The organism is Mesorhizobium sp. dw_380, assembly GCF_018588885.1.
Taxonomy (GTDB): Bacteria; Pseudomonadota; Alphaproteobacteria; order Rhizobiales; family Rhizobiaceae; genus Mesorhizobium.
In genome coordinates this window covers 80,843-102,862 of record NZ_JAFFIW010000020.1, presented here as the reverse complement: position 1 = coordinate 102,862, position 22,020 = coordinate 80,843, and the positions used below count along the sequence as shown (strand labels likewise).

Annotated in this window: 23 protein-coding genes and 2 pseudogenes; 17 read left to right on the top strand and 8 right to left on the bottom strand. The window is 58.9% G+C overall.

Going from position 1 to position 22,020, the window contains the following annotated elements:
• Positions 1 to 5: 5 nt before the first annotated feature.
• From JT360_RS19945 to JT360_RS19925, 5 genes are all read right to left on the bottom strand, one after another.
• Entirely contained in the window at positions 6 to 422 is a 417-nt protein-coding gene (locus JT360_RS19945) for a hypothetical protein (protein WP_214473437.1), read from the bottom strand.
• Positions 423 to 434: 12 nt separating this feature from the next.
• Positions 435 to 974 carry a hypothetical protein gene (locus JT360_RS19940; RefSeq protein ID WP_214473436.1) on the bottom strand — a complete coding sequence of 180 codons (540 nt, stop codon included), beginning with the start codon at positions 972 to 974 and terminating at the stop codon, positions 435 to 437.
• A 112-nt stretch (positions 975 to 1,086) separates the two neighbouring features.
• Positions 1,087 to 1,800, bottom strand: a complete 714-nt coding sequence (locus JT360_RS19935; protein ID WP_214473435.1) for a thermonuclease family protein — start codon at positions 1,798 to 1,800, stop codon at positions 1,087 to 1,089.
• On the bottom strand, positions 1,797 to 2,339 hold the full coding sequence (locus JT360_RS19930) for a thermonuclease family protein (RefSeq protein ID WP_182574569.1): 543 nt from the start codon (positions 2,337 to 2,339) through the stop codon (positions 1,797 to 1,799). Before JT360_RS19930 ends, JT360_RS19935 begins: the two co-directional genes overlap by 4 nt.
• Complete coding sequence (locus JT360_RS19925; RefSeq protein ID WP_214473466.1) at positions 2,336 to 2,944, bottom strand: hypothetical protein; 609 nt, start codon at positions 2,942 to 2,944, stop codon at positions 2,336 to 2,338. Before JT360_RS19925 ends, JT360_RS19930 begins: the two co-directional genes overlap by 4 nt.
• Before the next feature lie 155 nt (positions 2,945 to 3,099).
• On the opposite strand from JT360_RS19925, the gene JT360_RS19920 reads away from it, so the two are divergent.
• The 13 genes from JT360_RS19920 to JT360_RS19860 are packed head-to-tail and all read left to right on the top strand — an operon-like array spanning position 3,100 to position 16,066.
• Positions 3,100 to 4,047, top strand: coding sequence for a lytic transglycosylase domain-containing protein (locus tag JT360_RS19920; RefSeq protein ID WP_214473434.1), 948 nt, complete (start codon positions 3,100 to 3,102; stop codon positions 4,045 to 4,047).
• 12 nt (positions 4,048 to 4,059) lie between these two features.
• Complete coding sequence (locus JT360_RS19915) at positions 4,060 to 4,407, top strand: TrbC/VirB2 family type IV secretion system protein (protein WP_214473433.1); 348 nt, start codon at positions 4,060 to 4,062, stop codon at positions 4,405 to 4,407.
• 2 nt (positions 4,408 to 4,409) lie between these two features.
• Complete coding sequence (locus JT360_RS19910; protein WP_214473432.1) at positions 4,410 to 4,709, top strand: VirB3 family type IV secretion system protein; 300 nt, start codon at positions 4,410 to 4,412, stop codon at positions 4,707 to 4,709.
• Between the two features lie 3 nt (positions 4,710 to 4,712).
• The gene (locus JT360_RS19905) at positions 4,713 to 7,124 is read left to right on the top strand and encodes a VirB4 family type IV secretion/conjugal transfer ATPase (protein WP_214473431.1); all 2,412 of its coding nucleotides are present in this window, start codon (positions 4,713 to 4,715) and stop codon (positions 7,122 to 7,124) included.
• Positions 7,106 to 8,206 (top strand): lytic transglycosylase domain-containing protein, encoded by a 1,101-nt coding sequence (locus tag JT360_RS19900; protein WP_502845478.1) that lies wholly within the window; start codon positions 7,106 to 7,108, stop codon positions 8,204 to 8,206. Before JT360_RS19905 ends, JT360_RS19900 begins: the two co-directional genes overlap by 19 nt.
• 11 nt (positions 8,207 to 8,217) lie before the next feature.
• Positions 8,218 to 8,922, top strand: coding sequence for a type IV secretion system protein (locus tag JT360_RS19895; RefSeq protein WP_127242229.1), 705 nt, complete (start codon positions 8,218 to 8,220; stop codon positions 8,920 to 8,922).
• A gap of 22 nt (positions 8,923 to 8,944) precedes the next feature.
• Positions 8,945 to 9,136, top strand: coding sequence for a hypothetical protein (locus tag JT360_RS19890; RefSeq protein WP_250888923.1), 192 nt, complete (start codon positions 8,945 to 8,947; stop codon positions 9,134 to 9,136).
• 15 nt (positions 9,137 to 9,151) lie between these two features.
• Positions 9,152 to 10,183, top strand: a complete 1,032-nt coding sequence (locus tag JT360_RS19885) for a TrbL/VirB6 family protein (RefSeq protein ID WP_214473430.1) — start codon at positions 9,152 to 9,154, stop codon at positions 10,181 to 10,183.
• Between the two features lie 38 nt (positions 10,184 to 10,221).
• Complete coding sequence (locus JT360_RS19880) at positions 10,222 to 10,914, top strand: VirB8 family type IV secretion system protein (RefSeq protein ID WP_214473429.1); 693 nt, start codon at positions 10,222 to 10,224, stop codon at positions 10,912 to 10,914.
• On the top strand, positions 10,911 to 11,720 hold the full coding sequence (gene virB9, locus JT360_RS19875; RefSeq protein ID WP_214473428.1) for a P-type conjugative transfer protein VirB9: 810 nt from the start codon (positions 10,911 to 10,913) through the stop codon (positions 11,718 to 11,720). The genes JT360_RS19880 and virB9 overlap by 4 nt, the downstream gene beginning before the upstream one ends.
• The gene (gene virB10 / locus JT360_RS19870) at positions 11,720 to 12,946 is read left to right on the top strand and encodes a type IV secretion system protein VirB10 (RefSeq protein WP_214473427.1); all 1,227 of its coding nucleotides are present in this window, start codon (positions 11,720 to 11,722) and stop codon (positions 12,944 to 12,946) included. Before virB9 ends, virB10 begins: the two co-directional genes overlap by 1 nt.
• Complete coding sequence (gene virB11 / locus JT360_RS19865) at positions 12,927 to 13,943, top strand: P-type DNA transfer ATPase VirB11 (RefSeq protein ID WP_214473426.1); 1,017 nt, start codon at positions 12,927 to 12,929, stop codon at positions 13,941 to 13,943. Before virB10 ends, virB11 begins: the two co-directional genes overlap by 20 nt.
• Entirely contained in the window at positions 13,940 to 16,066 is a 2,127-nt protein-coding gene (locus JT360_RS19860; RefSeq protein ID WP_214473425.1) for a type IV secretory system conjugative DNA transfer family protein, read from the top strand. Before virB11 ends, JT360_RS19860 begins: the two co-directional genes overlap by 4 nt.
• 259 nt (positions 16,067 to 16,325) lie before the next feature.
• Here the strand turns inward: JT360_RS19860 and JT360_RS19855 are convergent, their stop codons facing one another.
• Together JT360_RS19855 and JT360_RS19850 are read right to left on the bottom strand one after the other, a co-directional pair.
• The gene (locus JT360_RS19855; protein ID WP_214473424.1) at positions 16,326 to 17,210 is read right to left on the bottom strand and encodes an ImmA/IrrE family metallo-endopeptidase; all 885 of its coding nucleotides are present in this window, start codon (positions 17,208 to 17,210) and stop codon (positions 16,326 to 16,328) included.
• On the bottom strand, positions 17,203 to 17,541 hold the full coding sequence (locus JT360_RS19850; RefSeq protein WP_214473423.1) for a helix-turn-helix domain-containing protein: 339 nt from the start codon (positions 17,539 to 17,541) through the stop codon (positions 17,203 to 17,205). Before JT360_RS19850 ends, JT360_RS19855 begins: the two co-directional genes overlap by 8 nt.
• 152 nt (positions 17,542 to 17,693) lie before the next feature.
• Here JT360_RS19850 and JT360_RS19845 point away from each other — a divergent pair, with 152 nt between their 5' ends.
• A complete protein-coding gene (locus JT360_RS19845; RefSeq protein WP_214473422.1) occupies positions 17,694 to 18,917 on the top strand; it encodes an HNH endonuclease in 1,224 nt (407 codons plus the stop codon).
• Entirely contained in the window at positions 18,910 to 19,812 is a 903-nt protein-coding gene (locus tag JT360_RS19840) for a nucleotidyltransferase domain-containing protein (RefSeq protein WP_214473421.1), read from the top strand. Before JT360_RS19845 ends, JT360_RS19840 begins: the two co-directional genes overlap by 8 nt.
• 20 nt (positions 19,813 to 19,832) lie before the next feature.
• Here the strand turns inward: JT360_RS19840 and JT360_RS19835 are convergent, their stop codons facing one another.
• Positions 19,833 to 20,336 carry a hypothetical protein gene (locus tag JT360_RS19835; RefSeq protein WP_214473420.1) on the bottom strand — a complete coding sequence of 168 codons (504 nt, stop codon included), beginning with the start codon at positions 20,334 to 20,336 and terminating at the stop codon, positions 19,833 to 19,835.
• Between the two features lie 287 nt (positions 20,337 to 20,623).
• Between JT360_RS19835 and istA the strand changes: the two are divergent.
• A pseudogene (gene istA, locus JT360_RS19830) lies at positions 20,624 to 21,446 on the top strand (IS21 family transposase); the annotation flags it as partial.
• Positions 21,403 to 21,988, top strand: a pseudogene (istB, locus tag JT360_RS19825) (IS21-like element helper ATPase IstB). The pseudogenes istA and istB, both read left to right, overlap by 44 nt.
• The last annotated feature ends 32 nt before the right edge of the window (positions 21,989 to 22,020 follow it).

Genomic DNA, 22,020 nt, shown 5'->3' with positions numbered 1-22,020 from the left:
TCGGCCTAGAAGATTGTGGCGACCCATTCGCCGTTGGCCGCCTTTGCGAAGCCAACAACACGATTGAGGGGCTGTGCCTCGGGCGACATCTTGACCGTGGTCATGCAGGAAACGCCGGGGCCGTTGTGGTTTTTGTCGCACTGGCCAAGGGCAAAAAAGATCTTCGGCATGTCGTTGCGATCCCAGACCAAGGGTGAGGTGGATTGCGCGTTCTGATAGGCGGCCAGGGCCTCACCCTCTGACGGTTTTTCCACGACTGGTAGAGGACACAGTGAGGGATCAGCGGTTATCGCCGCCGTGAGCTCGGCCTTGGTAATGGTCCTTGCCTCGACAGTCGGGTGTAGAATTACCAGCCAGGTTCCGCCGGCGCCGACCGCAAGGCCGACGCCGGCTGTTATGGCGAGTAGGACGGCATTGTTCATCGCTCTGACCCACTAGAGATTCAGATTGAACCAGTGGCGTTGCTTGACGCCATGATCATTCGGAATGTCGAAGTACCAGGGATCAGCGCGCCTCGGCCGCTGCGAGGAAATTTCCTTAATACAAGAGTCTTCTCCGTCACGGGCACGGCGGTTCAAGATCACGCCGGCTTGATGGGCGGGACCTTTTAGACCGGGGTGCGTTTGACAGGTGTTGACGGTCTTGACGCAACGATCCGGTGCGCTGCGATTTCCGTCCCGGCCATATTGGCTGTAGCCGATCTTGGCCCCGTCGGGGCAATCGGCATAGTCCTCATGACCCGGTGCACCAGCATTTGCTTCGTTGCAGACGGGCCACGAGAAGCCAGGCTTCGACATGGCAGCAATAAGTTTGATCATCGGCGGGATGCAGTATTCCACGCCATGCCAGGACGGGTTCTGCGAGGCTGCGCAGAGCAGGACTTGGCAGCCCCAGGATGCGTCTTGTGGCTTGGCCGCTGTGGCGGGAAGGAGCGCGGCGCCGGCGATTCCGGCGGCATAAATCAGGTGTTTCATGTCAGGCGGTCCTCTCGATGATGATTGCGGGCGTCGCTCAGACGACAGACGGTGTGTCGCTGGGTGGAGCGGTTCGCATCGAAGCGTCTGCCACGTAGACGAAGTCCGGCAGCTATCGGTCTGTCCTCAACGGTCGCTTGCGGGCATCGGCAAAAGGCGGGGATATTTCACTCTCGCGTTCGGCCAGCAGATTGAAATCAGCGATCGGCCGGCGATCTGGCGTCTTGTCGACCGCCTTGCGGCGCCATTCATTCATGTCGAGCACGTAGGTTGCCCACATGCCGTAGCGCGCGGCCATGGCGTAACGCTGATAGGCGGCATATTGGCCATTGACGAGATAGGGCGAGGCAACTCGCGCCCAGCCAACACGAAGCATTTCCAGGGCAAGATCTCGAGCGCCATTGGTGCAACGCGCGATCGCCGTACCGTCGACTCTGTAGGAGACGACGTTGCAGGTCACCGACTTGTTGCCGACAGTCCGTTTAAGCCATGCCTTGGCAAATGGTCCGCACGGAACGGGTGGAGGAGCCTTCACGCGCTCACGGTGTTCCCACTTGGGATCGAGTGCCCATTGCGGCAGCTCGCAAGCGTCGATGTCGGCCAATTGGACGCTCTGTGCATACTGGGGGTACCAGAGCGTCCGCCCATCCATGACCGCGACCCGCCCCCTTAGAACAGGATGCACCCGGGTCACCTGGGCGGCGGATGGTTCTACGGCTGGCCGGTAGACCTTGCGGACAGGCTCATTCCTGATGACATCCGCCGCTTCGACGGCCTCAGCGGTGAGGGCAAGCATTGCTGCCGACAAGAGGAGTTGGGCTTTCATTGCTTCGCCTCCTTCTTGGCGCGCTCGTTGGCTGTCTTGGCCAACAGGACTGCCGGGTGCACAACATCGGGGAACTGCCAGAGACCGGCCTTGCGTTCGCGGGCGTCCAGCTCGGCCACGGAGTACGGCGGATGAAGTGGCATGCCCTGATCATCGAGCGAAGCGAAGGCGTAGCCGCTCGAAATCATCATGGTGGCGAGGTCGAGGCGATCCTTGCCAACGGTGGCATAGCAGATGACGTAGGTTAGGTCCGCGGTCTTGGCGACCGGCGCGCAAACCGGCTTGGTGTCCTTGATATAGGCAGCAAACATTGCCAGGGACGCATCGCCACAATCGCGCTTTTGCCCCTTCAAGTCGGTGTAGTTGGTGCCGCGAAGGCAGGATTGAACCCCAAACAGGCGATAGCGTTGCCCCTCTGCAACCCAGGTGTCGCCGGTTTCCAGTGTTATGCCCGGCTCCAGGTCAAAATAGCCGTCAGGCGCACTAAGCGCCGTTGCAACACTGGCCACGGTGAGCGTAAGGGCGAGTGAACACCTCATTGGGCCTTCACTCGCGGATCGGCCCACATGCCGTAGGACCCTTCTTTGCCGACATCTTCGGCCTGCGCGAGGTCCGGCCGGTCATAGGAGCCATCGGGCTTTTTTGTCAGGCGCAACGCGCCAAGGGACAAAAGCTGTTCCTCGAACATATCAACGGAATCGAGGCTGCCGGGATAATTGTAGTAGCCGTAGCAGGTGGCATTCTGCGTCGGTGACGACTGCTCGCTGACAAAGGCCCGGCAGAAGATGACTTTCGGGCTTTTCAGCATGATTTGCAGCTGCTGTTGCGCGAAGTCGGCGCAAGTGCCGGCAAAGCCTTCCTTCCGGTTGACCATTTCACCCTGACACGGCTGGAGACCGTAAAGGTGAAGATTGGTCTTGCCATCGACCCGGAAATCCGTGGGCGATACCGCCACATATCCGGATGCTGACGCGTAGCCCTTTCGGTCCACGGCTTTGCCGCTGCCGTCATAGTATTCGACGACCAGCACCGTCTTGCCCGGTGCCGCCAGCGACTTGATGTAGTCCTTGTTGACGTTGTCCACCGACCAGGCCGGCGTTGCGATAGCGCAACCTGCGAATGCAGCAAGGATGGTCCGTTTCATTTCCAGTCCTTTACCATTTTGGTTCAAACCGAACCCATTTTTGGGGTTTAAGTGTGGCGCAAAAACTTGTATCGCTACACCAAATCGGTTCAATGCAATGGCGAACTTAATCGGTTTTCGCCATAATCTCAACACCGCAAATGGGGCGGGTCGCGATGACGAAAAGGGCCAGAACGAGCAGCATTGGAGGCAATGGAGCTCTGATTTGTTCGACCCTGCTGAATGTGCTCGTCGCTGGCGCCGCAATGGCCCAGGAAGCGCAGAAATCAGCCAATCTTGTGAATAATTCCGCGCAAGCTGAAAGCGTCAATGGCACTGCAATCAGTGAAATTTTCGATTCTAGATGGGGCAAAAGCGGCGGTCATTACGTGCTCAACGCAGACGGCGTCGTCGCACCAGAGGAGACAGCCAAGAAGGACCGGCAGGCATCTACCCATATTGGCACACTGAAGCAGGCTTACACGACGGAGGACGATACTGCCGAAAATACCATTGTGGGTAAGCTGCCGACAGGACAGATTACCCACAATGGTGTGGCGAATGCGACTCAAGAAAGCACGGCAAACGTGCAGGCATGCGGTCCGTCACCGCTAAGCCCCTCGGAAATCAAGAAATTAGTTGTCGATACGGCGCGGCGTCACAAGGTCGACGAGGTTTTCGCCACGGCGATTGTTTGGGCGGAAAGCGGCTTCGACCAAACTCGCAATTCGGACAAGGGCGCACGCGGCCCCATGCAGCTCATGCCTGCCATCGCCGAACGGTTCGAGGTCGAGGACATCTGCGATCCGCAGCAGAACATAGAAGGCGGCATGAAGTACCTGCGGGTCCTGCTCGACGAGTTCCAAAATCCTCTGCTTGTCGCCGCTGCCTACAATAGCGGCGAGCAACGCATCTACGCGTACGGCGGCATCCCGCCGTTCCGGGAAACAGTCGGCTACGTCGCCAAGGTGGTCAATTACCAGCTCGGTTTGCCCATGCCGGCGGCGAAGGGAAAGCCCAAATCCGGGACCACAACAATCGCAGGCGGTGGTGAGGACGGCGACGTCGGTGTCATCGCAGTGAAGAAGACCGGCAAGTTTGTCGGTGGAGTGATGCACTTTTGAAGGAGAGAACGCATGAAGTGCAATACAATTGAGGGACCGAGGGTCGGCGCATGGAAGCTGGCGGCCGTTCTGGGATTGGCTGTGGCCGTGCACATGGCCGGCGTCGATCTAGCCTTGGCGCAAAGTGGTGGTGGCGGCGGCGCCTTCGCGCCACTGCAGACGGCCGTTCAAATGATCGTGGATTTCATCACCGGTCCTTTCGGCCGGCTGTTAGCGATCATCGCAGTGATCGGCCTCGGTTTCCTCGCCTTCGCCGGTCGGCTGTCGTGGTTCACGGCAGGCGCGGTCATTGTCGGCATCGGCCTGGTCTTCGGCGCACCGACCATCGTCGATGAAATGATTGCGGCTGTCGGCAAATAGCGATGGCTGAGTTCGAGGACGAAAAGCCTGCTCTCACGCCGTTGGTGATTGGCTTGACCCGTTCACCGACGCTCTGGGGCGTGCCGTACATGGCCGTCGTTATCGTCGTCGGTTGTACGATCATCGGGTGGTTGGGCTCCAACTCCCTGTGGGCACTGCTGACCGCACCAGTCGCCTACCTCGTCCTTTTCACGCTGTGCACCTGGGACAGCAAGATCCTCGACGTAATCCAGGTTGCGTCGCGCAAGACGCCCCGCACGCGCAACAAGAGCTTTTGGGGCACCAATTCATACGGACCATAGCCGATGCTGAAAGTCGTCACAGACGAGCTTGGGTTTGGGAAGGCCGCTCAAAACGAGCGGCCCATGTCGACTCATATTCCCTATTTGCGTCATGTCTCCGATACGGTGATCGGCTTGGAAAATGGCGCCTTGATCAGCGTCATCAAGCTCGATGGCCTGTTCTTCCAGACTGAGGACCAGGCCACGCTGAACATGCGCTCCGTCGTGCAGAACACAATGATCCGTGCGCTCGGTTCCAGCCGATTTTCGCTGTGGTCGACGGTCATCCGCCGCGCGGTTGAAGCCGAGATCGGAGGCGCTTTTGATGATCCGTTCTGCGACCTGCTCAACAAGCGTTACATGGAACAGTTGCGCCACAAGCGCATGTTCACGAACGAGATCTACCTCACCATCGTAAGGTCGGGCATGAGGGGTGCGCTCGGTATCGGTGACACCCTTAAGCGGATACTCAACAACGCCAGCCGCGACGGCCGCTCTCAGCAGTCACGCGAGGATGTGACGGAACTGGAGGAGCTGGTCACCAACATCACGCGCGAGCTCGAGAAATACGGCGCGCGGGCGCTCGGCATCGTTCGCCGCGACGGCGAGCCATATTCCGAACCCTGCGAGTTCTTCAACATAATCCTGACCTGCGGCGTGCCACGTAAGATGCGGCTCCCGCGCATGGGCATCAGCAACTATGTCGGCACGTCTCGCCTACATTTCAGCAAGCGGACCATGCAGGCACAAGCCGCTGTCGACGAGGACAGCCGTTTCGGCGCGCTTCTGTCGGTAAAGGAATATCCCCCCTTCACGGGGCCGGGAATGCTCGACGGCCTTTTGCAAGTCAATCACGAGTTCATTCTGACGCAATCGTTCACGATCGCGGACAAGCCCATTGCTCAAGAGCGAATTACGCGCCTGCAGCGTCAAATCCAGGCCTCGGATGAAGCGGGTAGCTCGGTCGAACACGACATCGATTTCGCAGTTAACAGTCTGATGAACCAGGAAGCCGTTTTCGGCTTCCACCATCTGACACTGTTGTGCCTGTCGCGCGATCTGGAGGGCGTGAGCAAGGCGGTCTCCGAGCTTGGGGCATGCCTCACCGACATGAACATCAACTGGCTGCGCGAGGATATGAACCTCGAAGCAGCCTTTTGGGCGCAATTGCCGGGAAATCACAGTTACATCGCCCGCAAGGCGTTGCTGTCGAGCGGCAATTTCGCCGGTTTGTCGTCGATGCACAATTTCGCGACGGGGCAGTCCGACGGCGCGCATTGGGGCCTGCCGATCACGATTCTCGAAACGACCTCGCAAACGCCGTACTGGTTCAACTTTCACCAACGCGACATTGGCCATTTCCTCGTCACCGGTCCAACCGGCTCGGGCAAAACGGTCGGCCTGACGTTCTTGCTTGCCCAGGCCATGCGTGTCAATCCCGCACCCAAGGCAGTTTTCTTTGACAAAGACCGCGGTGCGGAGATCTTCATTCGGGCGGTTGGCGGCACCTACGAGGTATTGTCCCCGGAAACACCCACCGGCTTCAACCCTCTCCAGCTCGAGAACACCGCACCGGACCGGGAATTTCTCCTGCGGCTGCTAAAGGCAATGCTTCGCGCCAACGATCGCCGCGACTTTAGCCAGGAAGACGAAGATACGCTCGAAAAGGCCTTGGCTCGGCTCATGCAAGAGCCTGCGGCTGAGCGTAACTTGGTGAACCTGTCGACCCTACTCGTCGGTCGCTCTCGCGCAGACGCCAACGACCTTCATGCACGGCTGCGGCCCTGGATCGACGGCGAAAAGGCATGGCTGTTCAACGCTCAGCACGACGTTTTGTCGTTCTCAGGACATCGTGTCTTTGGCTTCGACATGACCAACATCCTCGCAAATGAGGAGTTGCGCACACCAGCGCTGATGTACCTCTACCATCGGCTGGATGAGCTGCTGAACGGCGATCCCGTGATGTTCTTCATGGATGAAGGCTGGCAGCTGCTCCAGGATGAGACCTTTTCGGCGTTCATCGTCGACAAGATGAAGACCATCCGCAAGCTCAACGGCATTGTCGGTTTCGGAACGCAGTCGGCGGCCGACATCGCCAAGGCCCGCGCATCACACACGCTGATCGAGCAATCGGCAACGAACATCCACTTCCCTAATCCGCGCGCGGACGAGGAAAGCTACATCACCCGCTTTGGCCTGACGGTCAAAGAATTCAACTTCATCAAAAACACCCCGCCTGAGAAGCGCACTTTTCTCGTCAAGCACGGGAATGACTCGGTCATTGCCCGGCTCGATCTGTCGTCGATGCCCGACGTGGTCAAGGTCCTGTCGGGCCGAAAGAAGACGATCGAGGAGTGCGCAGCACTTCGGGAACAATACGGCGACGAGCCGGAAAAGTGGCTGGCTGAATTTTGCGGATGGGAGAAGGCTCAATGAGAAATCGTCTTGCCCTTGGCTTGCTGGTGACAACACTCGCCACCCCCGTTCCGGCGACGGCGTCCGGTGTTCCCGTCATCGACGGAGCGAACCTCGGTACAAAGACGGATCGGAAGGACAAGACCGGCGAAATCGAAAAGACCGATAAGGACCGGTTTTCGATCAACAAAGGCGTGACCTGCTCCGTCTACAGGGAAGGTCGCAAGGACGATCCGGCCGCGGCCGCACAAGCCAACCCCGAAATCGTCGGCCTGGTCAAAAGGGTCGCGAGGGAAGAAGGCGTCGACGAGAACCTGTTTATGGCTCTCGTCTACCAGGAAAGCCGTTTCAATCCATGCGCCCAATCCGGCGCCGGCGCATACGGCCTCACACAGCTGATGCCGGGGACCGCAAGCGATCTCGGCGTCAATCGCTACAATATCGAGTCCAATTTGCGTGGCGGCGCCCGCTATCTGAAACAGCAGCTCAAGCGGTTCGGCGGCAACGTGAATCTGGCACTTGCCGCCTACAATTCTGGTCACGGCAACGTCCAGAAATACGGTGGCATCCCGCCGTTCAAGGAAACACAGGGTTACGTCAAAAAGATCACGCAACAGTGGCTGCCAGCACTCGGTGGGGCGAACGGGGCGGGCATTCCGATCAACTATGGCGGCGGCAGCACATCGTACACTGGCATGCGGGATTCGACTATCAACGCCATGGCGACGTCGCAAGCCACGCAGGAGAGCGGCGCCAACGTCGCGTCATGGCTGCAGCAGCTCGGCGGCCTGACCACTGGAACCATTCAGGACAGTTGGGACCACAATTCCGGTGCGCGAAACGCCAATCTTGAAATGATGAACCAGGTCATCCTGCTCGGCACGACAATGGCAGACCTGTTCAATTCAAGAAACACGATGCAGCTGACCGAGACGTCCGGCTCATCGCAGTCGTCCGGATACAAAAACAAAGGCGAAATGCCGCGCGAATCCACTGGTCTGTGCGACCCGCGCGAAGGGCTCGAATGGAGCCCGGCGGACAAGGCCTGTGTCCAGAAGCGCGAGCGTGAATCCACCCTCAACCTGCAACTCAAGCTTCAATAAGGAGACCTTCTATGAAGCGCTCTATTCTCACTGCGTGCTCGGTTCTCTTTGCTTCCGCGGCATGGGCATCAGGCGTGCCGGTCATTGACGGCGCCAATCTCAAGGTGGCCAAGGAAACGGCCATGACTACCGACAAGATCCTGAACACGAACAAGGACATCCTGTCGACTGTCGAAGACACGTTGAAGGCCGTCACCGGCGATCGCGGCGGTGATGCCAACCAGATGCAGAATCTGGCTGTCGGCAACGGGTTCAGCGTGTCCTCCATGCCGTCGTTCGACAGCATCATGTCAGGCGGTGTGCCAAATTTCGGCGGCATGGGCGGCGACATCAGCAAGATCGCGACCACCTTCATCAATGGCCTGCAGCTTGTGAAAAGCCTTTCCGGCAAGTCAAACAGCGGCTTTTCCAGCGACAAGTCCTATGAAGAGCTGATGAACACGGTCCTTGGCGTCTCGGCCCTTGTGACCGGATCGCAGAAGGCCGTGACGACGCGCCGGAGCGCCTTGGAGCAAGCCGGACAGAGCATCGGCCAGGCTCAGGACATCAAGGGGTCGATCGATCAGAACACCCAGTTGCAGGTTCAGGCCGGCCTCACCATCAACGAGCTCATCGGTGTGATGAACGGTGCTGTCGGTTCTCTTCAGGCCGACAACCAGCGCCGGCTCACCGACATTTCCAACTCGAAGAAGGCATTGACCTACGGTGGCAACTAAGCCTGCTCACATAGTCAGGGCCTTGTTCGTGATCGTGATCGCGGCCGCCGTTGCCGGCTGCGGCACGGTCAAAGAGAAAACGGCCCCCTGCAAGCGACCCGCAAATCTGACGTCCTACGCTGCCGATCCTCGCCAGCAATGCGGCCCGATGTCGTACGTCAATGGCGACCCGGCCACAGCCATGGCCTCGATAAAGGCGATGGCAACTCAGTAAGGACGATCGGCGGCAATGGAAGATTTCTTAGGCGACCTCCTCGACCGAATTGAGGACACAGGCCGAACCTTCTCGGAAAGGGCATACGGAATTGTCAGCAGCGAAATCACGCCGCTGCTCAATGTCCTGTTCCTGGCCTATGTCGCCTATTACGGACTGCAGCTTTTCATGGGAACGTCCAGGGTCAGCGTTGCCGAAGTCATCGGCCGTGTCGCCCGGATGGTGCTCATTTTGCTGATCGTCAGAGAATGGAACAATTTCGAGACGCTGTTTTACAGTTGGCTGAACGACACGCCAGAGGATGTCGGGCGGGCGATCCTGACTGCCACGGGAACCGGCATCACCGAACCGACAAACGGCCTGTCGATGATCTGGAAGACCGCCAATGAAGCAGCGGCGGCGTTTGCGGAACAGTCGGGCTACTTCGCCATTCTGCCGTCGATGATCGGCTTTCTCATCATGCTTTGCGTGGCGGTGTTTATCGCCGTCGCGCTGGCGATCCTGTTGCTGGCGAAGGTGATGATGTGGGTGCTCATCGGAACGGCCCCGATCTTCATAGCCTGCATGCTATTCGAGCAGACGCGAAGCCTCGGCGTGTCGTGGTTCCGACAGGTTCTTCTCTACGCGCTGATCCCGCTGTTCATCTATGTGGTTGCCGCCTTCCTCATCGCCGCCATGGACCCCGAACTAACCAAGGTGACGAATGCAGCGAACCAACGCCGGCTGCAGCTCAGCGACGTGTCGGCGTTCCTGCTCCTGTGTTGCGCAGGGGCGTTCGTTCTTTTCCATATCCAGGTGTTGGCGCAAAGCATCGTCGGCGGCGTCTCGGCGGGCATCGGCAACGTCGCGAGAGCCGTTGCGCAATACTCCGGCATGACGGCTCCAACAAAGGCGCTCGACGTTGCGCGCGGCACGGCAGGCGTGGTCGGCAATGCCGGTATGCGTGCACGCGATCGTATCCAATCCGGCATGGTCGCCAACATTCGCACGGCCAATGAGCGCGCTGCCATGCAGAACAGAATCTCCAACAACAGCATGCCTCGCTGAGGCTGCTCGCTGGCAGGTAAAGTAAGGGCTGGATCAATATGGCGGATAATGAAGGTGCGCTGAGGAGCTATTTTCAGGACGGCGATCGATGGGAAAACGAGATCGTCAAGAAGGCGAAGCGCTCCCGGTCGCTTGCGTGGTTCGTGGCGCTGCTTTTCGGCGCGATCACGCTGCTGGCGCTCGCAGCGCTTGTTCTCTTGGTCCCGCTGAAAAGCTTCGAGCCGTATATCGTCGAGGTCGACAAGAACACCGGCTATATCGAAGTCAAGACGGGCCTGACCAAGCCATTGACCCTGACAGAGACGCAAGCCATCACGCAGGCCAATGTGGTGCGCTATATCCGCCATCGCGAGGGCTATGACCCGTTCGCCATCGAAGAAACTTTCGGCGTTGCCGCTCTTCTGTCAACCGGGGATGCGGCACGCGAGTTGGCGGAGCAGTACAGCGCGGCCAATCCGAACAATCCGACCAAAGTCTACGGCAAAAACAAGCGCGTGCTGGTCGACGTCAAGTCCGTGACGTTCTCGAATGCCAGCACGGCGCTGGTCAGGTTCTCGACAACTGAAAAGTCCGACACGGAGTCGATCGTCCGGCACTACATTTCGGTTGTCCGCTACCGGTATACGGAGACGCCGGAAACGAATGAATGGCGGTTTGAAAACCCCCTCGGATTCCAGGTCTACAACTACCGCCGCGACCAGGAAACGGTCACGCCGGGGGACGAGGGATGATGAAACGCCTGCTGTTTTCGGCGGCGCTCTCCGTCGCCATCCTGACTCACGCCCATGGTGCGCAAACGCCTCGTCCGGGCAACCTCGACGGGCGCGTTACCAGTGTCGTGTATCAGCCGAATAACGTGGTCACGGTCAATGCTACCTATGGCATTTCGACCATGATCATTTTCGACGAAGACGAGAAATTCGAAACGATCTCGCTCGGCGACACGGAAAGCTGGCAGGTTGCGCCTTCCGAGAAGGGCAACATCCTGTTCGTCAAACCGGTCGCCAAGAACGTCACCACCAATATGAACGTGGTGACGACGAAACGAATTTATTTCATCGAACTGCACGACTATGCGCCAGAGGCAGGCCACAAGGTCTTCGGCGTGCGCTTCGTCTATCCGGAGAAGGATCTGAACGCCGCCCTGCGCAAGGAGGCGGAATATAGGGCGGCAAACCCCAACGTCTCGAACATCGACAAGGCCAACGTCAACATTGACTACTCGTTCTCGGGCGACGCGACCCTGAAACCGTCGATGGTCTTCGATGATGGCAAGAAGACCTTCTTCAAATTCAACGGCCGCGTGCCGGCGATCTTTGCCGTTCAATCGGATTTTTCCGAGACGCTGCGCAATTTCCGCAAGGAGGGCGACTATCTCGTCGTCGATGGCGTCGCCACTCAATACACGCTGCGCGACGGCGATCAGTGGACGTGCATTTTCAACCTTCGAAAGCCCGACTTCGGAACCCCAGATCCCGACATCCTCGGCCCGGCTCCCGATCGCCAGGCTAAGAAGCGCTGGAGGAGCGGCAACTGATGAAGCAATCTCCAGAACTAGAGGCAATGCTTGCCGGCGACGATACGGCCATCGCCAACAAGAATGCCAAACGCAATCAGCTGCTCGGCGGTGCTGCGCTGCTAATCGGTGGCGTCGTCGCCGCCTATTTCGTCCTCTCGCCCGCCAAGGAAACCTCTCATGACATCACCCAAGGCGACGAGGAGTTTCGGACCACGACGTTCCGTCCCCCGTCATTCGTGCGTGAGCAGGATAAGCCGAAGCCGCAACCCGACCCGGCGATCATCAATATTCCGCCACCGCCCGAACCGGTTGAACCAAAGGTCGATACGACGGGATTCAACGTACCACCGCCGCCTCCCCCGGTTGCTGAGCCGGCCGTCGCGCCACCCCCGGCGGACGAACCGCCACCGGAAGAATTTCCGCAACGCTACAAATCAGGGCTGATCTCGCTTGACCAGGCCAAGGCTGAGGACGGCGCGGGCGGGCTCGGCGGCGCCAATGGCAGCGGCCCTACAGTCGCTGGCGAAGACCGCAACAGCAAGTACCTTGCTGCTGCATCGAGCCTGGCCGACCGTGGTGCGAAAGCCACCCAACTCAAGCGCATTGATGCCTTGATCCCGGAAGGCACTCTCATTCCCGGCATCCTCGAAACGGCGATCAACAGCGACTTACCGGGGCAGATTCGGGCGATCACGTCTCAGGATGTTTATTCGTTCGATGGCCGGCGTATCCTCATCCCGACGGGAACGCGACTGATCGGTGAGTATCAGTCCGATGTGACCAGGGGACAAAAACGTATCTTCGTCATCTGGACGCGGCTTATCCGTGATGATGGCGTGAGTGTCCGGCTGAACTCGATCGGAAGCGACAGTCTTGGCCGTTCCGGTCTCACCGGTCATGTCGACAACAAATGGCGCGAACGTTTCGGGTCGGCCATCGTCCTTTCCATCGTCGGCGCCGGCGCCAGCTACCTGATCGGCTTCGGAAGCGACCAAGCGTCCGGCAAAAACAACGACGATGCCAAACGCGGCGAGGAGCTGGCGCGCGACACGATCGCTCAAACCTTCAGCGACATGGCCAACCAGGCTTTAAGCGAAAATCTCCGCATCCCCCCGACGATCAGCGTCGCCCAAGGCGAGCGCATCTTTGTTTATGTCCGACAGGATCTCGATTTCAGCGCCATGTACGACGATCCCGTCATCGAAGCGATGAAGGAAATTCAACGTGAACGTCGCCATAGGTAGAGTCCCGAACCCTTATCACTTTCTTGATCGCGCGCTGGCTCCGCTGAAACCATTCCTAGAAGACCCGCGCGTCGTCGAAATTTCGATCAACAAGCCGGGCCACGTCTATGTCGAACGTCTCGGCTCCGATCATATGGAGTACCACGAGATTCATGAGCTGACTGCCGCCGAAATCCAGAACATCGGTGAGCGCGTCGCCGGCGCGACAAGTCAGTTTATCAGCCGCTCCAAGCCCATTCTCAGCGCCGCGCTGCCGACAGGCGAACGCATTCAGATCGTCCTGCCGCCGGCCGCTCCCGAAGGCGGCTCAATCTCGATCCGCAAGCAGGTGGTCAACAACTTCACGCTCGAGGAGTATCGCGACAGCGGCTCGCTAGACAGAGTATCGGTCGCTGTCGGCGGCCTAAGCGACATCGATCGCGACTTGATTGCCCATCTGCGCGCCGGCCGTATCTATGACTTCATCCATACGGCCATCACGAAACGGGTATCGATCCTGATCAGCGGCGGCACTTCCTCCGGCAAAACGACGTTTCTCAACGCGTGCTTGAAAAGCATCGATGCCAATGAGCGCATTCTGACGCTTGAAGACACACGCGAACTTTTCCCGCCCCAGGCCAACAAGGTGCACCTCGTCGCCTCAAAGGGCGATCAGGGCACTGCTGACGTGACGATTCAAAGCCTGCTCGAAGCATCGCTTCGCATGCGCCCCGACCGCCTGTTTGTCGGCGAAATCCGCGGCGCCGAAGCCTTCGCGTTCCTCCGCGCGATCAACACCGGCCACCCCGGCAGCATGTCCACTGTCCATGCCGACACGCCGATGGGTGCCTACGAGCAACTGGCAATGATGATGCAACAGGCTGGCATGTCGTCAGGTTATTCCAAGGCCGATCTGATGTCCTACATTCAGATGGTCATCCCGATCGTCATCCAGCTTCGCCGCGACGGCGGCAAGCGCGGCGTGTCGGAAATCTTCTTTGCCCGGGATGAATCATGAGCCAGGGCTATAAGGCCTTTTACCTGCTCTTCTGCACCGGAATCGTCTTTGCAGTCTGGATTCTCGGCTATGGCCTCGGCCTCCAGGTTTTTTTCCGTGACGGCCGCATTCTCGGAGCGACGATCACCACCAATCCATTCGCCCCATTGCAACAATTCTGGCTCTACAAGAGCAACACCACATTGCAGATGGTCGCGATCGGGGCGCTCGTCCCTGCCCTCCTCGCCGGCGGCCTCGTCGCTTACATCGGCCTGCGGCCGCAAGGCAGCCCACTCGGTGACGCGGCCTTTCAGGACATCGCCTCTCTGCGCCGCGGTAAGTGGTTCCGCAAAGCCGGCCATGTTTTCGGTCGCGTCGGCCGCAAAATCCTGCGCACCAAGGATGATCGTCACCATCTGGTGATCGGGCCGACAAGATCGGGCAAAGGCGCCGGCTATGTCATCCCCAATGCTCTGATGCATCAAGGGTCGATGATCGTCACCGACCTCAAGGGAGAGATTTTCAAGGCGACGGCCGGCTATCGCCGGCGCAACGGCAGCCAGGTCTTCCTTTTCGCGCCAGGCGCAGAGAGGACCAATCGCTACAACCCTCTCGACTTCATTCGCCAGGAACGTGGAAATCGCACGACCGATATCCAGAACACGGCGAGCATTCTCGTTCCCGAAAACACCGAATCCGAAAACTCGGTGTGGCAGGCGACCGCTCAACAGGTCATGGCAGGCGCTATCAGCTATGTGCTGGAAAGCCCGTTTTATAACGGCCGGCGCAATCTCGGGGAGGTCAACTCGTTCTTCAACAGCGGCGTCGACCTGCAGTCCTTGATGAAATTCATCAAGGCAAAAGAGCCGTACCTGTCCAAATTCACATTGGAAAGCTTCAACGCTTATCTGGCGCTTTCCGAGCGCGCCGCCGCTTCGGCCTTGCTCGATATCCAGAAGGCAATGCGCCCTTTCAAGAACGAACGCATCGTCGCTGCAACGAACGTCACCGACATGGATCTCCGCGCGATGAAGCGTCGGCCGATCTCCGTCTACCTCGCGCCCAACATCACCGATATCACGCTGCTCAAGCCGCTCCTGACGCTGTTCGTGCAACAGACAATGGACATTCTTACCCTTGAGCACGATCCGAACTCGCTGCCGGTCTACTTCCTGCTCGACGAGTTTCGCCAGCTCAAGAAGATGGACGAGATCATGACCAAGCTGCCCTATGTGGCAGGGTATAACATCAAGCTCGCCATCATCATCCAGGACTTGAAGAATCTCGACGAGATTTACGGCGAAACCTCCCGGCATTCGCTGCTCGGCAATTGTGGTTATCAGCTCATTCTAGGCGCGAATGATCAGGCGACCGCCGACTATGCATCCCGTGCGCTCGGCAAGCGGACCATCCGCTACCAGTCGGAATCCCGCACGATCGAGATCTTCGGCCTGCCAAGGCGCACGAAGGTCGAACAGATTCGCGAACGTGATCTGATGATGCCGCAGGAAATCCGGCAGATGCCGGAGAGCAAGATGGTCCTGCTTGTTGAAGGCCAGCGCCCGATCTTCGGCGACAAGCTGCGATTTTTCGAGACGCAGCCATTCAAGTCCGCGGAAGCCTTTTCGCAGACGCACATTCCGGATGTCCCGCCGATCGAATACCTCCCGGTTCAGCCGGTTCCGGCTTTGACCGACGATTACAACCGGGCGAGCCAGCCCGCCGAAGATGTCGGTGCTCCGACTACCAGGATGGCTGATTTCGAAAAGAGAATGTCATCACCAGCTGAGGCGATGCCGACTGGCGCTGCGACTGCGAGAGCGCCGGCAACAAAGGAGCCCGCAACCCGCACCATGAATCGCAACGCCAGCCTGCCGCAACAGAAACGCACTAAGGCGTCGAGTGGGGGATCTGGAACCGAAGCAGAGGTGACAGTGGACGTAGCGACTATCGACGCGCGGATTAAGGTCGCCGAAGAAAGCCTGAAACCTAGTGCCGAACGTCTCAAGGAGACGGTTTCTCAGAAAGTCGAAAAGCTCGGCCAAGCATCCCCCTCGAAACGGCGGAACTATCTCGATATTTTCGCGACGACGGTCCCCGATCCCATCGAACTCGGCCTGGCGGCCGCAGAAGGCCCAGCATAAAGAGCCGCCAATTGCGGCTCTTTATGCGCTGCTGTCAAATCGCCGCTCGTCGCGGTGGCGTCGGCTTCGCGCCGCGTTGCCGTCCGGCTGCTACTCGACGAGAAGGGGGCCGATACCGGACGGGCAGATTCTCGGAAAGAATTGGGGAACCTGCCGTTTCTTATCTGCACGCGAGACCGGCGATACGACAGCATTTCTAGTAGGCTGATGGGAATTGGATAAGTGACGACTATCGCGGGCGGTCCGGACTTTTTCTATGTCAACGTCCATAGGCAAAACGCGGAGTGTAGCTTTCTATCAGGCTCGCCTCTTCGTCCTCTTCCTCATAAGGGTCTTCCGCGAGCGCGTCGCTTGAGAACACGGTGAGTGTGTGACCGAAGGAACCTAGCCCGACAATTTCCTCGTCGAGCTTAATATGCGCAGGTCCGTCGAACCAGTCAGCGAGAGTCGTTTCCTGCGTGAGATGTCGGCCGTATGCGACGTTTTCGGGATCGCGGTTGAATTCTCTCGTCGCACTGTCCGGCAGCGGTGTGCCCTTACGGAGGAAGGCGAGCTTGGCCAGGCTTTTGAAACCGTCAGACATGAAGCAATAGCTGATATTCGGTCCTTCGCTTACGAGGATTGCCATAGGATACGGACTGCACTCTGCGGCGCGGATTGCAGCGGCAGTCAGAGAACATTTCGATTTGCTGGCAAACGCTTCGATGCCAGAAAGACCTATCACGCCGCTCCTGAGTTCCTTCTTCGCCAAGCGCGTTGGCATGAGAAGACCCGAGGCGAAGTGGTCGGCTTCAAGTTCGATCGAGCTGTCGCCCTGGCTGAAGCCCGCGCGAGAGATATGCATCTTGCTGGACTTGAGAATTTCTTCTGGATGGCCGTCTAGAAAATAATGGCCCAGCTCATGAGCGACCGTGAAGCGCTGATAGCCGTCGTTGTCGATGTCGGTCGCGTAGAAAATCGAAGGGTATTCTTCGTCAAAGATGATGCCACCGCTGACGCCTTTGGCAATAGGCGGCTTCGGGACTATCATGATGCCTTCGGTCTCGGCGATCTTGAAGGGATCGACGGGAAGGGTTTCAAAGCCGTTCTCGGCTGCGATGCGTTCGCCATGCTGGCGCGCCATGGCGAGACGGAACTTAGCCATCGCTTCTCTTTTTCTGGTTAATCAGGTCGATCATCATCTGAATATGTTCACGGTCGGCGGAAGACAGGTTTTCCTCACCACGGAAAGCCGTGGTAGCGCCCTGCATGTCCTGGGTCCGGCCCAGAAGATAGTCGGCTGAAACTTTCAACGCCTTGGCAAGCGCCCTGACATTAGCAAAGGACGGTTTCCTTCTGTTGCGTTCAAAGTGACCAATGGCAGCAGGTTGCAATCCCGCTTCCTTTGCCAACTCCGTTTGGTTCAGTCCTCTTGCTTCGCGGGCGGCCACCAGCCGATCCCCGAATTCCAGTTCTTTCTCCGAGCTATTTGACACGACGTTCCTGGTTATGTTAATCCTACGAATGCGTAGGGCACTGGTGGCCACCTTGAGGGTGGCTTTTTGATACCGGGCGCCCCTACGAGTTCGTAGGTGATCGTACTACTGATTTGCGACATTGGTCAACAACCCGGAAAGGGGCGAATGGATTGGCGAAGTCGGACGCGACCAGCAGGAAGGAACCGGGTTCAGGGCGCACGCGCGCTGTACCGGTGCACGATGACTCGCCGGTCAAGCTGGCGCGGAACGCGTCTGCCAATGACCAGAAGGCGTTGGTCGCGTTAGCGGCCGGACGCTGTGAATTTCCGGGATGCAACAAGTTCCTGTTCGAGCATCCATTAACGAAGGATCGCGGCAACTACGGCGAGAACGCCCATATCGTCGCCTTTAAGGAAGGCGCTGCGCGGGGGAAGGACGGTGCGCGACCAGCGGACATCAACAGCATCGAAAACCTGATGCTGCTTTGCCAGCCTTGCCACAAGATGATCGATGACAATGCCGAGCGCTATCCACGCGACGTTCTCGTTGCAGGCAAGGAAGCGCACGAGCGCCGCATTCGTGCATTGACCGAGCTAGGCCCAGAACTGCGTACCAACGTCCTTGTATTGAAGAGCCGCATCGGGGAGCGCGTCGTAGAGGTCGGGCAGCAGGAAGTTGTCGACGCGCTTCGCCCCCGCTATCCGGCGTCCAGTGCCTTCAAGGTTATCGATCTCAGCCAGCTCGGCGATGAAACGGGCGATGGATATTATCCAATGGCTGAGCGCCTGATTTCGCAGCATGTCAGCGCCATGTATGCCGCGCAGGACGTGTTTGGCGATGTGAAACACCTGTCGGTCATAGGCCTGGCACCCATGCCCCTGCTGGCGGTTCTGGGTGCCGCGCTCAGCAACACTGTACAGACAGATTTCTTTCAGTGTCATCGTGACCGCGATGATCGTTGGACCTGGCATGCCGATGGGCTGCCGGTCTCCTACGTCACTCGTACCACCAGGCGCGGCACCGACGCAGGCAAGGTGGCGGTGACGCTGTCCTTGAGTGGTGCGATTGATGCGGAGCAACTGCCCGGAGCGATCTACGCTGGCGTCACGGTCTACGATTTGACCCTTGATGGCATGGCGCCCAATCCGGGCTTTCTTCGAACGCGTGCCGATCTGGACGGTTTCCGTGCGTCCTACCGCGCCCTTCTCGCGCAGGTGACGCGCGAGAATCCGGGCGTATCGGAAGTTCACGTGTTTCCCGCCGTTCCGGCGCCTGCCGCTATCGCGCTCGGCTTTGACCTATTGCCCAAGGTTCACCCGGCCTTGATCGTGCATGACTTTGACAAACGGGTTGGAGGTTTCACGGAAAGGATCAGGGTGAACCGCAATGAGTGACAACGAGTATCTGCAGGACCTGCTGAAGTCGCAGCAACTGGAGGAGGGGTGCGATGAACTGGTCGCCCTGGAGGCGGAACGCGATAATGTCGAAGTCCTTCTGACCGAGGCCTTCCCCAACAGCAACCCGAATTTCACGCACGGCGGATCAAGCGCCAAAGGCACGATGATCCGTGAAGACTACGATCTCGACGAGGTCTGTTACTTCGACAACGATGATACCGCACCCGGTGAGAAGCTGGAGGAGATCTACGACAATGTCGCCGACCTTCTTGAGGCCGACTATCAGGTCGAGCGGAAACGGTCAGCGCTTCGCTTGAAGACCAAAAAGGGCAAGGATCTTAAAATTGACATCGTGCCCGGCCGTTACGTCAGCGATGACGGCACCGACGTGTTCCTTCACCAAAACGAAGGTGACAAGGAGCGTCTGAAGACGAACCTGGAGGTGCACATCGCACATGTCCGCGAGAGTGGGTGCACCGACGTCATTCAGCTCGGCAAGTTGTGGCGGACCCGTAATAGTATCCTGATCCGCACGTTCCCGCTGGAGCTTCTGATCATCAAGGTACTGTCTGCCAACGACTCTGGCACCCTGCAGGATCGGTTCGAGCGCGTGTTGACCGCTTTCCGGGACGAGATCGAAGATCTGATGATTGAAGACCCCGCGAATCCCACCGGCAACGATCTGTCTTTCGCGCTCACGGAGGAGTTGCGCGATACGCTGAGGGACGTGGCGGAAGACACGCTGATCGCAGCTGCGGATCATGGGTGGGAACATGTGTTCGGCGCCCTGCCGACGCCGAGGGCACCAGCTGTTCCGCGTGTCGCGGCGCTCACAGCTGCCGCGACCGCTGTTGGTGGTGCGGCGCCGCCGTGGGCAGACGAGGGTGAATGACCTGGCACGAGAACGATCCATCAAAGCTTGACGGCCTTCGCCAGACACTGCGCGACAGGTACCCCACCCTGCATGCCCGAGTGCAGGGCGGTTTTGTTCATGTCGCTGGAACCTTCGCCGTACTGGCCGAAGACGCGCACCGGGACCGCTACACGATCGATGTCCGGCTGCCGACTGGTTATCCCCAGTCCATACCGGATATCTGGGAAACGGCTGGCCGGATTGAAAGGATCATTGATCGTCACGTTTTTCCGGGGACCGGAGCTCTGTGCGTCGGCGTCCCGGTCGAGCTTTGGGTGAACCTGAAAGGTGATTTCTCCATCGAGAATTATCTGGAGAAAGCTGTGCGGCCGTATCTCATTGGGAACAGCCTCTTTGAGGAAGGCCAACCATGGCCATTCAGCGAAAGCACCCATGGGAGTTTCGGGGTCCTTGAGTTTTACGAGCGTTATCTTGGCACCAAGGATGCCCGTGTAGTTGGCGAATTTCTGCTGAACTTGCTGAAGGGCAAGGTGCGAGGGCATTGGCCATGTCCATGCGGGAGCGGAAGCGTTCTACGAAAGTGTCACGGCGAACAGGTGCGGGCTTTGGCCGACGTTCCAGTGAGCATATTGCTTAGTTCGGTTGATCACATGCTGTACGCACTGAAGGCTGGATCACTTAGGTAAGGTCGGATCGCTGAAAGCACGGCAGGCTGTGAATCGGCGTGCAAAATTGACCCCATAAGCCGGGGAATCGGCGTCCAATTTTGACCCCCCTGATGCTTTGATTTGCGACCATCAGCTCGTCGTGGCGAGCGGATGGTGTGGGGATGAAGTCGGTGGATACGATTGCCCGGGTTCGGCGCCTTCCATGTGCAGGGATGGTCGCTCAAGCGGATTTGCCGCGAGCTCGGCAAGATTCTCAGATCCAATGAGACATCGTTCTCCTACGAACGCGAGCGGCAGCCCAAGCCGAAGATCGGTCCGTGGCAGGATCAGCTTGACGGGTTTTTGAATGGCAACCGTGGCAAGGCGGCGCGCGAGCAACTGACACTTATCCGGATTTACGAAGAGCTTTGCAGTCTCGGTTACGAGGGAGGCTATGAAGCCGTCCGCCGATACGCGAAGAGTTGGGCGAAGGCGCAGGGGTTGGCGATGGCGGACGCTTATGTGCCGCTGTTCTTCGCGCCGGGCGAGGCCTACCAGTTCGACTGGAGCCATGAGATCGTCCTGATCAACGGCGTGACGGTGACCGTGAAGGTCGCCCATGTCCGGCTCTGCCACAGCCGCATGATGTTCGTCAGGGCCTATCCGCGCGAGACGCAGGAGATGGTGTTCGACGCCCATGACAGGGCCTTTGCCTTCTTCGGCGGCGCCTGCACCCGCGGCATCTACGACAACATGAAGACGGCGGTGGAAACGATCTTTGTTGGCAAGGACCGCCAAGACAATCGGCGCTTCCTGCAGATGTGCAGCCATTATCTGGTGCAGCCGGTCGCCTGCACGCCCGCGTCGGGCTGGGAGAAGGGTCAGGTCGCGAACCAGGTCGGGCTGGTGCGTAAGCGCTTCTTCACGCCCAGGCTGCGCTTCAAGACCTATGAGGAGCTGAATGCCTGGCTGCAGGACAAGTGCGTCGCCTATGCCAAGGCGCACCGTCGCCAAGCTGCCACTGGCCAAGGACATCGAGGAGTTCGACTTCGACGGCACGCCGGTCAACGAGCCACTCATCCGTGATCTCGCCAACGGAACCTTCGTTGCCGATCAGCGCAACGCCGTGCTCATCGGCGGCACCGGAACCGGCAAGTCGCATCTGGCAATCGCCATTGCCCGCGCCCTGATCCGCAACGGCTCACGTGGCCGCTTCTTCAACGTCGCCGATCAACCGACTCGAGACCGAGCACCGCAGCGGCAAGCAGGGCCGTATCGCCGACTACCTCACCCGGCTCGACTTCGTCGTGCTCGATGAACTCGGCTATCTGCCCTTCGCGCAGGCCGGCGGGCAATTGCTCTTCCACCTGATCAGCAGGCTCTATGAACGGACCTCGATCATCGTCACCACCAACCTGGCGTTCGGCGAATGGCCCGCCGTCTTCGGCGACGCCAAGATGACGACAGCGCTGCTCGACCGTCTCACCCATCATTGCGAGATCATCGAGACCGGAAACGAATCCTGGCGCTTCAAGAACCGTGCCTGATCACCTGCCAAGCGCCATCCGCGCTCGCCCGG

Excerpts from the sequence above, each read along its gene's own strand:
- JT360_RS19945 (WP_214473437.1), bottom strand. The coding sequence starts at position 422 with ATGAACAATGCCGTCCTACTCGCCATAACAGCCGGCGTCGGCCTTGCG.
- JT360_RS19940 (WP_214473436.1), bottom strand. The coding sequence starts at position 974 with ATGAAACACCTGATTTATGCCGCCGGAATCGCCGGCGCCGCGCTCCTT.
- JT360_RS19935 (WP_214473435.1), bottom strand. The coding sequence starts at position 1,800 with ATGAAAGCCCAACTCCTCTTGTCGGCAGCAATGCTTGCCCTCACCGCT.
- JT360_RS19930 (WP_182574569.1), bottom strand. The coding sequence starts at position 2,339 with ATGAGGTGTTCACTCGCCCTTACGCTCACCGTGGCCAGTGTTGCAACG.
- JT360_RS19925 (WP_214473466.1), bottom strand. The coding sequence starts at position 2,944 with ATGAAACGGACCATCCTTGCTGCATTCGCAGGTTGCGCTATCGCAACG.
- JT360_RS19920 (WP_214473434.1), top strand. The coding sequence starts at position 3,100 with ATGACGAAAAGGGCCAGAACGAGCAGCATTGGAGGCAATGGAGCTCTG.
- JT360_RS19915 (WP_214473433.1), top strand. The coding sequence starts at position 4,060 with ATGAAGTGCAATACAATTGAGGGACCGAGGGTCGGCGCATGGAAGCTG.
- JT360_RS19910 (WP_214473432.1), top strand. The coding sequence starts at position 4,410 with ATGGCTGAGTTCGAGGACGAAAAGCCTGCTCTCACGCCGTTGGTGATT.
- JT360_RS19905 (WP_214473431.1), top strand. The coding sequence starts at position 4,713 with ATGCTGAAAGTCGTCACAGACGAGCTTGGGTTTGGGAAGGCCGCTCAA.
- JT360_RS19900 (WP_502845478.1), top strand. The coding sequence starts at position 7,106 with ATGGGAGAAGGCTCAATGAGAAATCGTCTTGCCCTTGGCTTGCTGGTG.
- JT360_RS19895 (WP_127242229.1), top strand. The coding sequence starts at position 8,218 with ATGAAGCGCTCTATTCTCACTGCGTGCTCGGTTCTCTTTGCTTCCGCG.
- JT360_RS19885 (WP_214473430.1), top strand. The coding sequence starts at position 9,152 with ATGGAAGATTTCTTAGGCGACCTCCTCGACCGAATTGAGGACACAGGC.
- JT360_RS19880 (WP_214473429.1), top strand. The coding sequence starts at position 10,222 with ATGGCGGATAATGAAGGTGCGCTGAGGAGCTATTTTCAGGACGGCGAT.
- virB9 (WP_214473428.1), top strand. The coding sequence starts at position 10,911 with ATGATGAAACGCCTGCTGTTTTCGGCGGCGCTCTCCGTCGCCATCCTG.
- virB10 (WP_214473427.1), top strand. The coding sequence starts at position 11,720 with ATGAAGCAATCTCCAGAACTAGAGGCAATGCTTGCCGGCGACGATACG.
- JT360_RS19860 (WP_214473425.1), top strand. The coding sequence starts at position 13,940 with ATGAGCCAGGGCTATAAGGCCTTTTACCTGCTCTTCTGCACCGGAATC.
- JT360_RS19855 (WP_214473424.1), bottom strand. The coding sequence starts at position 17,210 with ATGGCTAAGTTCCGTCTCGCCATGGCGCGCCAGCATGGCGAACGCATC.
- JT360_RS19840 (WP_214473421.1), top strand. The coding sequence starts at position 18,910 with ATGAGTGACAACGAGTATCTGCAGGACCTGCTGAAGTCGCAGCAACTG.
- JT360_RS19835 (WP_214473420.1), bottom strand. The coding sequence starts at position 20,336 with ATGCCCTCGCACCTTGCCCTTCAGCAAGTTCAGCAGAAATTCGCCAAC.